At 55.5% G+C, this 11,691-nt stretch carries 11 protein-coding genes; 10 read left to right on the top strand and 1 reads right to left on the bottom strand.

The genetic code is table 11. From position 1 onward, the window contains the following. The first annotated feature begins 32 nt into the window (after nucleotides 1-32). The 6 genes from AC07WB_RS09555 (at nucleotide 33) to rluF (ending at nucleotide 6,078) form a co-directional block, all read left to right on the top strand. The gene (locus tag AC07WB_RS09555) at nucleotides 33-1,133 is read left to right on the top strand and encodes an ABC transporter ATP-binding protein (RefSeq protein WP_494940399.1); all 1,101 of its coding nucleotides are present in this window, start codon (nucleotides 33-35) and stop codon (nucleotides 1,131-1,133) included. Nucleotides 1,134-1,160: 27 nt separating this feature from the next. Then, a complete protein-coding gene (locus AC07WB_RS09550; RefSeq protein WP_097097300.1) occupies nucleotides 1,161-2,438 on the top strand; it encodes an ABC transporter substrate-binding protein in 1,278 nt (425 codons plus the stop codon). Between the two features lie 2 nt (nucleotides 2,439-2,440). After that, the gene (locus AC07WB_RS09545; protein ID WP_494940398.1) at nucleotides 2,441-3,352 is read left to right on the top strand and encodes a carbohydrate ABC transporter permease; all 912 of its coding nucleotides are present in this window, start codon (nucleotides 2,441-2,443) and stop codon (nucleotides 3,350-3,352) included. Next, nucleotides 3,349-4,167, top strand: coding sequence for a carbohydrate ABC transporter permease (locus AC07WB_RS09540; RefSeq protein WP_494940397.1), 819 nt, complete (start codon nucleotides 3,349-3,351; stop codon nucleotides 4,165-4,167). The genes AC07WB_RS09545 and AC07WB_RS09540 overlap by 4 nt, the downstream gene beginning before the upstream one ends. 12 nt (nucleotides 4,168-4,179) lie before the next feature. Continuing rightward, nucleotides 4,180-5,100, top strand: coding sequence for a metallophosphoesterase (locus AC07WB_RS09535; protein ID WP_494940396.1), 921 nt, complete (start codon nucleotides 4,180-4,182; stop codon nucleotides 5,098-5,100). 96 nt (nucleotides 5,101-5,196) lie between these two features. Next, nucleotides 5,197-6,078, top strand: a complete 882-nt coding sequence (gene rluF, locus AC07WB_RS09530; protein WP_494940395.1) for a 23S rRNA pseudouridine(2604) synthase RluF — start codon at nucleotides 5,197-5,199, stop codon at nucleotides 6,076-6,078. Between the two features lie 62 nt (nucleotides 6,079-6,140). Here rluF and AC07WB_RS09525 read toward each other — a convergent pair whose 3' ends face one another. After that, nucleotides 6,141-6,905 carry a hypothetical protein gene (locus tag AC07WB_RS09525; protein WP_345829716.1) on the bottom strand — a complete coding sequence of 255 codons (765 nt, stop codon included), beginning with the start codon at nucleotides 6,903-6,905 and terminating at the stop codon, nucleotides 6,141-6,143. Nucleotides 6,906-7,203: 298 nt separating this feature from the next. Here AC07WB_RS09525 and AC07WB_RS09520 point away from each other — a divergent pair, with 298 nt between their 5' ends. From AC07WB_RS09520 to AC07WB_RS09505, 4 genes are read left to right on the top strand one after another with little or no spacing between them, the layout of a single operon-like run. Next, complete coding sequence (locus AC07WB_RS09520) at nucleotides 7,204-8,181, top strand: sugar ABC transporter substrate-binding protein (protein WP_494940394.1); 978 nt, start codon at nucleotides 7,204-7,206, stop codon at nucleotides 8,179-8,181. Beyond that, nucleotides 8,171-9,694, top strand: coding sequence for a sugar ABC transporter ATP-binding protein (locus tag AC07WB_RS09515; protein ID WP_494940393.1), 1,524 nt, complete (start codon nucleotides 8,171-8,173; stop codon nucleotides 9,692-9,694). The genes AC07WB_RS09520 and AC07WB_RS09515 overlap by 11 nt, the downstream gene beginning before the upstream one ends. Continuing rightward, the gene (locus tag AC07WB_RS09510; protein ID WP_494940392.1) at nucleotides 9,691-10,704 is read left to right on the top strand and encodes an ABC transporter permease; all 1,014 of its coding nucleotides are present in this window, start codon (nucleotides 9,691-9,693) and stop codon (nucleotides 10,702-10,704) included. The genes AC07WB_RS09515 and AC07WB_RS09510 overlap by 4 nt, the downstream gene beginning before the upstream one ends. After that, nucleotides 10,697-11,683, top strand: coding sequence for an ABC transporter permease (locus AC07WB_RS09505; RefSeq protein ID WP_345829719.1), 987 nt, complete (start codon nucleotides 10,697-10,699; stop codon nucleotides 11,681-11,683). Before AC07WB_RS09510 ends, AC07WB_RS09505 begins: the two co-directional genes overlap by 8 nt. Nucleotides 11,684-11,691 lie beyond the last annotated feature (8 nt).

Here is an 11,691-nt window from a genome sequence, read left to right as displayed (position 1 = left end):
TACCGCCATTCTGATTTTTGGATTGCCGATGCATGAGCCACCTGTCGCTTCATCATATTACCAAGGCCTGGGGCGAGAAAATCGCCCTGAATGACATCAGCTTTGACGCCGCAGAAGGGAGCTTTGTCGCGCTGCTTGGCCCATCGGGCTGTGGCAAATCCACGCTGCTGCGCACCATTGCCGGACTGGAAACGGCGGATGGCGGCACGATCCACTTCAAACATAGCGATATCACCCATCTACCGCCGTCGCAGCGCAAGCTTTCAATGGTGTTTCAATCCTACGCGCTGTTCCCGCACCTTAACGTGCGCGAGAACCTGCTGTTTGGCCTGAAAGCGCGCGGCGAAGATCAGCACACCTATGCCGCCCGGCTCGATAACGTCAGTCAATTGCTGGAGCTCGATACACTGCTCGCCCGTTTGCCTTCGCAGCTCTCTGGCGGACAGCAGCAGCGCGTGGCGCTGGGCAGAGCGGTCATCGCCAATAACACGCTGTGCTTGATGGATGAGCCATTGTCGAATCTGGATGCCAAACTGCGGCAAAGCATGCGCCGTGAAATCCGCGCCCTGCAGAAAAAGCTCGCGTTGACGCTGCTTTACGTGACGCACGATCAAACCGAGGCGATGAGCATGGCCGACAGCATTATTCTGCTCAACGATGGCCGCATTGAACAGCACGGCACACCGGACGACCTCTATAACAATCCTGCCAGCATCTTCGCCGCGCAGTTTATTGGGGCGCCGCCAATGAACATTCTGCCGCTGCAGCAGCGGGATAATCATCACTACCTAAGTCATCTCTCGACGCCGGTGGTGGAATATCGCGCGGCGGCGCTCAGTCTGGGATTACGGGCTGAAGATATCCAACTGATTGCGCCGGAGCACGCTGCACTGACCGCAACAGCGATCGGTGCGGAATATATGGGCGCCGACACGCTTTTGGTGTGCATGCTTGCGGGAATGGCAGAACCGCTGACGGTCAAAGTACCGGGGATGCACCATTTCGCCGACGGCTGTGAAGTGGGATTGCAGTGGTCTGCCGCGCGCCAGTATCTGTTTTATAGCGCGAGCGGCAAGCGCTGCGCCCATGCAGAACCCAACATGTTTGCCTCACAGAAAAAATACGCCGTTTAACCGTTGTCATTTGCTTAAGGGAATATCATGTCTGCGATTCGTTATTCACGTCTGGCCTCTGTTTTCATGCTCTGTAGTGCGGCTTCTGCCTTCGCCGCCGATCCGGTCAAGCTGCAAATGTATTATCCGATCGCGGTAGGGGGCAAAGTGAGCCACACCGTGGATGCGCTGGTCGCTGATTTCCAAAAACAGCACCCGGAAGTGAGCATTCAGCCAGTGTATACCGGTGACTATGCCACCACCGTCACCAAAGCCTTGACGGCGTTTCGCGGTGGCAATGCGCCCCAGCTGGCGGTTATCGGGGATATCGAAGCCTATTCGCTGATCGATGCCGGGGCCATCGTGGCGGCCAGCGATCTGGCAACCGGTGACGAAGGTAAAAAGTGGATCGACGGTTTCTATCCGGCGTTTCTGCGTCACATTGACGGCAAAGTGTGGGGCGTGCCGTTCCAGCGTTCTACCGTAGTGATGTACTGGAACAAACAGGCGTTTGAGAAAGCCGGTTTGAACGCCGATACGCCGCCGGCTAACTGGCAGCAGGTGGTGGCGTTCAGTAAGAAACTGACGATTAACGACGCCAACGGCGTCAGCCAGTGGGGCATCGAAATTCCCTCCACGCCAAACGGCTACTGGAACTTCCAGGGCTTGTCCGCCACCAACGGCGGTCGTCTGGATAACGGTAAAGGCACCGCCGTTAACTTCAACACGCCGGGCAACGTAGAAACCCTGCAGTGGTTAACCGATCTGGGGCAAAAAGAGCAGGTGTCGCCGAAGGGGGCGATTGCATGGGGCACCACGCCGCAGGATTTTATCAGCGGTAAAACCGCGATGATGATCACCACCACCGGTAATCTGACTAACGTACGCGACAACGCGACATTCCCGTTCGGCGTGGCGATGCTGCCAGAGAAGACCCAGCGCGGCAGCCCAACCGGCGGCGGCAACCTGTATGTATTCAAAAATGCCTCGCCAGAACAGCAGAAAGCCGCGATGGAATTTATCCGCTGGGTAACGTCGCCCGAGCAGGCGGCGCGCTGGAGTATCGCGACCGGTTATGTCGCCACTTCTCCAGCGGCCTGGGAAACCCCGGTGATGAAGGATTACGTGAAACAGGTGCCGCAGGCATTGGTGGCGCGTGAGCAGTTGAAGTACGCGCAGCCGGAACTCTCCACCTACAACAGCGTGCAGATTCAGGATGCACTGAACCACGCGGTTGAAGCAGCGGTGACTCAGGCGAAAACCCCCGCCGAGGCGCTGAAAGATGCGCAGCAGCAGGCCGATCGTCTGTTAAAGGCGTATCAATAACCATGAGTACGCCTCTCGCCGTCGCGCCGGTTCGTCGTCCCCGCTTAGGGTCAATGCAGCTGTATGGCTATCTGCTGATTTTACCGGCGCTGAGCTTTTTACTGCTGTTTACGCACTATCCGGCAGTGGCGACGGTGTGGCAGAGCCTGTTCAGTGCGGCACGTAATGGCCATCCCGCCCGTTTTGTTGGGGTGGATAACTATGTTGCGCTACTGGATGACGATATCTTCATTCAGTCGCTGTGGAATAATCTGCTGTATGCGGCGATCACCATTCCGCTGGCGGTGACGCTGGCACTGTTGATGGCGCTGGCGGTCAATCGTCATATGCGCGCCAATGCGCTGGTGCGCACCGCGTTCTTTATCCCTTCGCTGTTGCCGATGATCGCCATCGCTAACCTTTGGCTGTTCTTCTACACGCCGCAGCTCGGTTTGCTGAATAAGCTGCTGGCGCTGTTTTCCCTGCCGGCGATTAACTGGCTTGGCGAACCAGGGAGCGCGCTCTATTGCCTGATGGCGGTATCCGTGTGGCGCGAAGCGGGCTTTTTTATGATCTTCTATCTTGCCGCGCTGCAGCAGATCGACCCACGACTCAGCGAGGCCGCTGCGATAGAGGGCGCGTCGCGCCGCTATTTCTTCCGTCGCGTGCAGTGGCCGCTGCTGATGCCGACCACGCTATTTGTGCTGATCAATGCGTCGATGAACGCGTTTCGTATTGTCGATCAGGTACTTGCCATGACCAATGGCGGGCCGAATAACAGCAGTAGCCTGCTGCTGTTTTATATTTATCGCACCGCCTTCAGCTTTTGGAATATGCCGGCTGCGGCTGCCATGACGGTGGTGCTGCTGGCGATCCTCGCCGCGCTTGCGCTGTTCAAATTTAACCTGCTGGATAAGCGAGCCCATTACCAATGAAGCCAAAGATGACGTTTGGCCGCCTGTGTTTGAATAGCGCCATTGGTTTGGCGGCGCTGCTGTGGTTTCTGCCTATTCTGGTGGCGCTGTGGGTGGCAATTCACCCAGCATCGGATCAGGCCAGCTTCGCGCTCTGGTCGCCGCTTACGCTGCAAAACTTCATTCATGCCTGGCACGCCGCGCCGTTTGCCCGCTACTTTCTCAATACCAGCCTGCTGGTGCTGATGATTGTGGTGGTACAGCTGATTCTGGCAACGATGGCCGCCTATGCGCTGGTACGTTTCCAGCTGAAATTCTCAGGAGTGATCTTTGCGCTGATTCTGCTGCAGCTGATGATTAGCCCCGACGTACTGATTCTGAATAATTACCAGACCATCGGCGCCTTAGGGCTTCGCGATACGCTGACCGGCATTGCGCTGCCGTATTTCTCCTCGGCGTTTGCTATCTTTCTGCTGCGGCAAACCTTTAAAAGTATTCCACTGGTGCTGGAAGAGGCGGCGATTGTCGAAGGGGCCAGTCGATTCTACATTCTGCGCAAGATTTATATCCCGCTGGCGAAGCCGATTTATGTCGCGTTTGCGCTGGTGTCGATCAGTTTCCATTGGAATGATTTCCTTTGGCCGCTGGTGATTACCGATTCCGTTAACGTGCGGCCGCTCACCGTCGGCCTGCAGCTGTTTTCTGCGCCAGAGCAGGGCGTGCAGTGGGCGCTGATTGGCGCAGCGACGTTGATGACCACATTGCCGCTGCTGGTGCTGTTCCTGATTTTCCAGCGTCAGTTTATTCAATCATTTATGCGTGCCGGTATTCGCTAAGGAGTGCTTTCCGTGTCTTATCCGCATCCGCTAACCGCACTACAGCGTGAATTACTGGGTGATGTCGCTGAGCTGTATGCATTGCCAAACGTACGTTCAGCGCCGCTGAGCGACACGCTGCGTTTTGGACTGATTGCCGATCCGCAATATGCGGATATCGACCCCGACCGCGATAAACATCTCTACTATCGTCATGCGTTGCACAAGCTGCCGCAGGCGATTGATGCACTCAACCAGCAGCCGCTGGATTTTGTCGTAACGCTCGGCGATTTGGTGGATCGTCATTGGGAAAGTTATGCAGCGGTGCTGCCGCTTTATCAGCGTCTGGAACATCCGCATGCGGTGGTGTTGGGCAATCACGATGCCCAGACCATTACGCAGCATCTTAATGACGCCGCCGCGCTGCCAAAAAGCTATTACGCCTTCTCGCTGAAAGGGTGGCGCTTTATTGTCTATGACGGTAACGATATCAGTCTGTACTGTAACGCGATGAACGGCGACGATCGTGCAACAGCAGAAGCGATGCTGGTGGCATTGGCGGAGCAGCAGCAACCGCAGGCCAGGCCGTGGAATGGCGCGGTTGGAACCGCGCAAAGGGTATGGATCGAACAACAGCTACAACAGGCGCAGCAGCAGGGGGAGAACGTGGTGGTGTTTGGGCACTATCCGCTGGCACCGCATAACAGCCACAACTTATTAAACGGTAGTGAATTGGCAGAACTGCTTTCTAGTTACAACATACATGGGCGTTTTACCGGACACGATCATCGCGGCAGCTATGCGCGCATCGGTCAAACAGGCTTTTATACCCTAAAAGGGATGCTGGATGGAGCGGAATCAATCCCCTTTGCGGTGGTGGAAATCACCGGCGAGGAAGTGCGCGTCTTGGGTTATGGCGGTGAAATCAGCCATCATCATTCCCGCTGCACATAAATTGCAGGTTGTGGTGCCTGGCGTTAATTGACCAGCAATCAACACTCCCCATAACGCCCCAGGTTGCTGTATAGTCCGTTTTTTTTCGGAGGAACCATGCTGCCTACTTCATCCACACGCCTGAATAAATACATCAGCGAGAGCGGAATCTGCTCGCGCCGGGATGCCGATCGTTATATCGAACAAGGCAACGTTTTCATTAACGGCAAACGTGCCGCCGTCGGTGCACAGGTGTTTGTTGGGGATGAAGTCAAAGTTAATGGCCAGTTGATTGAGCCGCGTGATGAAGAGGATCTGGTGCTGATTGCGCTGAACAAGCCGGTAGGCATCATCACCACCATGGAAGAAGGCGAGCGCGATAACATCGGTGATTTTGTTAATCACAGTAAACGCGTGTTCCCGATTGGTCGCCTGGATAAAGATTCTCAGGGGCTGATCTTCCTCACCAACCATGGCGATTTGGTGAATAAGATCCTGCGCGCCGGTAACAATCACGAAAAAGAGTACGTGGTTACCGTTGATAAACCGATCACCGACGAATTTATTGCTGGAATGGCGGCGGGCGTGCCAATGCTGGGCACCGTCACGAAGAAATGCAAAGTTAAGAAAGAATCGACCTTTGTGTTCCGCATCATCCTCGTTCAGGGGCTGAACCGGCAGATTCGCCGCATGACCAAGCACTTCGGTTTTGAAGTCACCAGGCTTGAGCGTACGCGTATTATGAACGTCAGCCTGAAAGGCATTCCGCTGGGCGAGTGGCGTGATTTGACCGATGACGAACTGATCGATCTATTCAAACTGATTGAAGATTCATCTTCAGAAGATCAGAAAACGCAAAAAACGCAGGCGAAGAAGAAGCCGGTCACTGGCGCGAAAAAACCTGCGGCAGGTGGAGCGAAGACGGGCGAAAAAGCGGGTGCAAAGCCGGCCAATCGTCAGCGTTTTTCCCAGCCGGGCCGGAAGAAGAAAGGGCGCTGATGTTTTTGCCAAGCCGTGTGCTGAAAACACAAAGTAGAAATGGCCGGTGCTGAACGCACCGGCTAGGCAACCCGAGCCTCAGTAACAGCATGATGTACCGAGCGATCCGGTCCACTCAGCATGACAGCTTTACCGGCACGCAACCCGCGCTGGAACTGTGCCATCCGCTCTTCACTGATCCCCGCACCGCACCATAATAGATGGTGATCGTGACGGCTTTCCGAGCCATACCGCATCGGCTGTGATGTGCGATCAATTTCAACGCAAAATCCCTGACCGGAAAGACGAATCGCCTCGAGCCAAATCTCCGTTTCATCGCTCACGCTGACCACTTCGAGCAACAGCGGCATGCTTTTTTGGCGCGTTGATGCGCGTGTTACGCAATTGCTGTGGTGAGTAATGGCCTGGTGAAAACGTGCCAGGCGACGCGCTGCGCCGCGACGAGTATCGTCTCTCAGCCAGCGATTGAGAGGTTTCATCAGGATATTAATAAAGTCATCGCTACTGTAATCGCCCGCCAGATTACGTACGGTACGCGCCAGTTCGCGATCGGAACCCAATTCCAGCTGGCGCAACATATCACCACGTCGGGCAAGCCAGCCGGACGATGAACAATCCGCTTCGCCCTTTTTTTCCTGATGGATTTGCCACAGCGTCGCGCCACCGGCGGTTAATGACATCATGGCCAGCACTTCATCAACCTGATGCCTGCTCCAATCCTTGCTGATACTGTTTTCTGATATCAATCCACCGCGCAACCAGCGACGCAGATTTGCGCGGTTGGCACCGGTTAAGGCGCAGACGGTTTCAGTTGAGTAAAAATTCATAAAGAGCCCTCAGATAGAGGGTGAATTGCCGTGGACGTTAGTCCAGGATGAGCAACCATCCTGAACCTTATCTGTATGGATTACCAGTAATGAATGCGATTTCGCTAAAATAGATTGATAAGCGAAGCGCTAAATTTGCAGGCTGCTCCCTCTATTCGCTTCCCGACTATTATCAATTGCCGACTAGCTTAAGTTGAAAATAGCATTATGGATAAAAAATGGCTGTGATAATTTTTATTTCACGCGCCAGCAAACAGGTGCAACACAACATTTTATTATTTTTCCAGGGATATTAAGAATGAAAAAGCACCGTCTGGCTGGCCTGCTGTTGGCTTCGGCATCATTGTTATTAGGCGTCGCGCACGCCGAAGATCAGCCAATCCCATCACTCGCCGGAAAACGTATTGGTATCACCGTAGCCGGTACCGACCACTACTGGGATCTTAAAGCGTATCAGGGACAAATTGACGAGGTTAAACGCCTTGGCGGTACGCCGATTGCCTTAGATGGCGGTCGCAAGGAGTCGCAGCAAATTGCTCAAATTCAGACGCTTATTGCACAAAAGCCCGATGCAATCATTGAAACGCTTGGTACCGCCTCAGTACTTGAACCCTGGCTGAAAAAAATCCGCGATGCGGGTATTCCGTTATTTACCGTGGATACCGCCAGCCCATCCAGTATTAACGTCACCACCTCAGATAACTTTTATATTGGCGAGCAGCTAGCCTTAAAGCTGGTAAATGATTTGCGCGGCGAAGGCAATATTTTGGTATTTAACGGTTTCTATGGCGTACCGGTGGTTGCGATGCGTTATGACCAGTTAAAGGCCGTGCTGAAATGGTATCCTAAAATTAAAATTATTCAGCCGGAACTGCGCGATGTTATCCCGAATACGGTCCAGGATGCCTATGCGCAAATCAGCCAGTTACTGAATAAATATCCAAAAGGTTCGGTGCAGGCGATTTGGGCGGCATGGGATGTACCGCAAATTGGCGCCACTCAGGCTGTCGATGCCGCCGGACGTAACGAAATCAAAACCTATGCCGTTGACGGTAGCCCGGATGTGGTGTCGCTGGTTAAAGATGCAAAATCGAGTGCGGCGGCGGTTGTCGCGCAGCAGCCGTACGTGATTGGTCAAACGGCAGTGCAAAATGTGGCGAAATATCTGGCGGGCGATCGCTCGCTGCCGCCAGCCACCTATGTTCCAGCGATTCTGGTGACCAAAGAGAACGCCGCTGACGCGCAGAAAACGCTGGGCCAAACGGATGGCAAATAACGCGCCGCTATTACACCTGCACGGCATCAGCAAAGCATTTGATGGCGTGCCCGCGCTGCAATCGGTGTCGCTCAGCGTACATGCCGGTGAAGTGCATGGCTTGATTGGTCATAATGGTGCCGGCAAATCGACATTAATCAAAGTGTTAGGCGGTATTCATGCCGCCGATCGCGGCAGCATTACGCTGGATGGTCAGCCGCTCACGTTGGCCTCACCCGCACAGGCGCAGCGGCAGGGGATTGCCATCGTGCATCAGGAGCGGTTACTGCCCGGTTCGTTGACGGTGGCGGAGGCGCTATGGCTCGGCAACGAACCGCGTTTGCTCGCCACGCCGTTTATCCAGCGGCGCCGTATGCGCCAGCAGGCACAGCAGCAGCTACAGCAGCACTTTGGTTTGCAGCTCGATGCCAATGCCTTGATTGCCACGTTAAGTGTGGCAGAGCAGCAGTTAGTCCAAATCTGCCGCGTGTTGCAACATCAGCCACGCGTGGTGGTGCTGGATGAGCCTACCGCCGCGCTGGCACGTCACGAAGTGCACGCGCTGTTTCGCGTGATTGAACGTATGCGGCAGCAGGGCATCGCGCTGATCTATGTGTCGCACTATCTCGATGAAATACAGACGTTGTGCCAGCGCGTTACCGTACTGCGCGATGGCAAAGATGTGGCGCATTTCACGGCTGAGCAGTTATCGCCCAGCGCGCTAATCGGTGCAATGGTAGGGGATACGCAGCATGAACTTACGCCGCGTCAGACACGTCGTGCCGGACAGGAGGTGCTGCAGGTTGCCGCGCTTAGTGCGCCTGGTCGTTTCCATAATGTCTCCTTTACCGGCCGACAGGGCGAGATCATTGGCATTACCGGCCTGTTAGGATCGGGCGGTAAGGCGCTGATCCGAGCACTCTTCGGCCTGGAAACCGCAGTGAGCGGCTCGGTAAAACTGGCTAATGTGGCTGGCATTCCCTCATCACCCTATGCGGCCGTGAAGCGCGGTATCGCTTTTGTGCCGGAAGATCGCCGAGCCAACGGTATCGCACTGGATCTTAGCTTGCGTGACAATGTGACCTTAACCACGGTACAGCGTTTGCTGCGCTGGGGTGGTGTATCGCGTCGGGCCGAAAGCGAACTGGTGGCAAAGAATATTCAGCAGCTGGCGATTCGCACGCCTGGGCAGCTGGCGCCGTTACGCCAGCTCTCGGGCGGCAATCAGCAGAAAGCGGTGCTGGCCAAATGGCTTAACACTGGCGCGCGATTATATCTGCTGGATGAACCGACGGTGGGCGTCGATATTGCCGCGAAGGCCGCGATTTATCATACGCTGCAGCAGCTGGCCAATGATGGCGCACTCATTCTGGTGTTTTCCACCGATCTGCTGGAACTGCAAACGCTTGCTGACCGCATTATGGTACTGGCGCGCGGCGAACATGTCGCTACCCTGGCGGCACAGCATACCAGCCATCAGGAGATTCTCTCCTGGGCTTCTGGCACTGGCGCGTTAACGGAGCATGCTTCATGAGCGATGTTACCCAATCTGGTCCTCTTGAATCCCCGCAACGTGCAAACGGTCAGCAGTGGCTGCAGCACGTTTCTTTACTGATTATTGTGCTGGTTTTGGCGGTGTTTGCCTGGCTGTCACCGATATTCCTGACGGTAATGAATCTGGGCAATGTGCTGCAACAAACCGCGGTGGTCGGTACTCTGGCGCTGGGGTTAACCCTGGTGTTAAGCGGCGGTGGTTTACAAGGCATCACCGGCGGCATCGATTTGTCGATCGCCGCCAATCTTGGCCTGAGCGCGGCGGTATTCGCCAGCCAGCTCAATGCCGGGCAGCCCATCGCTATTGCGCTGCTGTTGACGCTTTTCACTGGCGCTGCGGTGGGCCTGTTTAATGCGTTGGCGATTGTCTGGCTGGGGATCTTACCGCTGCTGGCAACGCTCACCAGTATGAACATCGCCATTGGGCTGGAGATGGTGCTAACCGGCAATGCATCGGTGCCAGTCAGCAGCAACCTGCAAAATCTGTTGCTAAGTAACGGGCCCTTAGCGGTGTCGTGGCTCGGCTGGTCATTTCTCATTCTGGCCTCTATCGCCATTGCCTTGAGCCGATTGACCTCATTTGGCCTGCGTTTGCAGGCCGTGGGCAGCCATCCACAGGCGGCTAATGCGGCGGGGATTGGCGTCAAACGCTATCAGGGACTGAGCTATGTGTTGTGCGGTGTGAGTGCGGCCATTGCCGCGATTGCATCGGTGTCGCTGCTCAGCGGTAGCTCACCCGGCGCAAACGACAACCTGCTAATGGTGATCGCCGCTGCATTATTAGGCGTGGTGTTTTCCCGTCGTCTGGTGCCGACACTGGGCGGTGCGTTGATCAGCGCGCTGTTCCTGAGTTTAATCGCCAACGGCTTCCAGCTTATCAACGTCTCAAGTTACTGGATCAACGGCGTCGAAGGCGTATTGATTCTATTAGTAGTGGCGTTAACCGCGCTAATGCGTCGTCGCCAATCCCGGAGAACACAAGGTGTCTGACTCTCTCATATCGCCTGTCACTCAACGCCCGCGTCAGGCCGCTTTGCTGCGCGTCGCTATCGTGCTGCCCTTTATAGCGCTGCTGCTGTTCTTTGTTATTGCCGCGCCCGCTTTCGCCACGGCCTCTAACCTGCGCAGCGTGTTGCTGAATAACGTCGCGCCGCTCGCGATTGTCGCGCTGGCGATGACGCTGGTCACACGTATTGGCGCGATTGATCTGTCGGTTGGCACGGCCATCGATATTGCTTGTCTGGTATTGGTGACACTGATGCTGCATCAGGTCAGTTTGCCCGTGGCGCTGATTGCCGCGTTGGTTGCCGCGCTGTTGGTTGGGGTGTTTAACGCCTTTTTAGTCACGCAGCTGGGCGTGGAGCCGTTTCTCGCCACGCTGGGCACGCTGTTTATTGGACAAAGCGTGCAGCAGCTGTCATCAAACGGCGGGCAACCGATCTATCTGCTGAGCCAAAAGCTGCCCGAGGGCTTTTCCGCGATGGGACACGGTGCATTCCTCGCCATTCCGTTGCCGCTTTGGCTGTTATTTCTGGTTGCGCTGGCGCTTTATCAACTGCTACACCGCAGCGCTACCGGCCGATCGCTGCGGGTGATGGGTGAACAATACAGCGTGGCGCAGCACTCTGGCGTCGCGGTGAAACGGCTGACGGCAATGGCCTTTATTTTAGCCGCGTTGGTTGCGGGGATCGTCGGCTTGATTCTGGCGGCCAATGTCAAAGCCTGGGTGCCGCTGTCGGGTAATGCGTACCTGCTCAACGCCATCGGCGCCAGTTTTATTGGTGCCACGTTCGCGCCATCCCGTCGGCCCAATGTCGTAGGGACGCTGCTTGGCGTCGTGCTGCTGAGCTTTATTGCCAATGGATTACTGCTGGTCGGCTGGAATTTTTACTGGCAGCAGGTTGCCACCGGTGGATTGATTTTTATTGTGTTGGCGGTCGGCGCGTTACGCGCGCGACGTCATGCGTGATAGCGGCA

Source organism: Pantoea sp. GW821-FHT03E06 (assembly GCF_059420725.1).
This window is presented reverse-complemented; position numbering and strand designations above follow the sequence as displayed.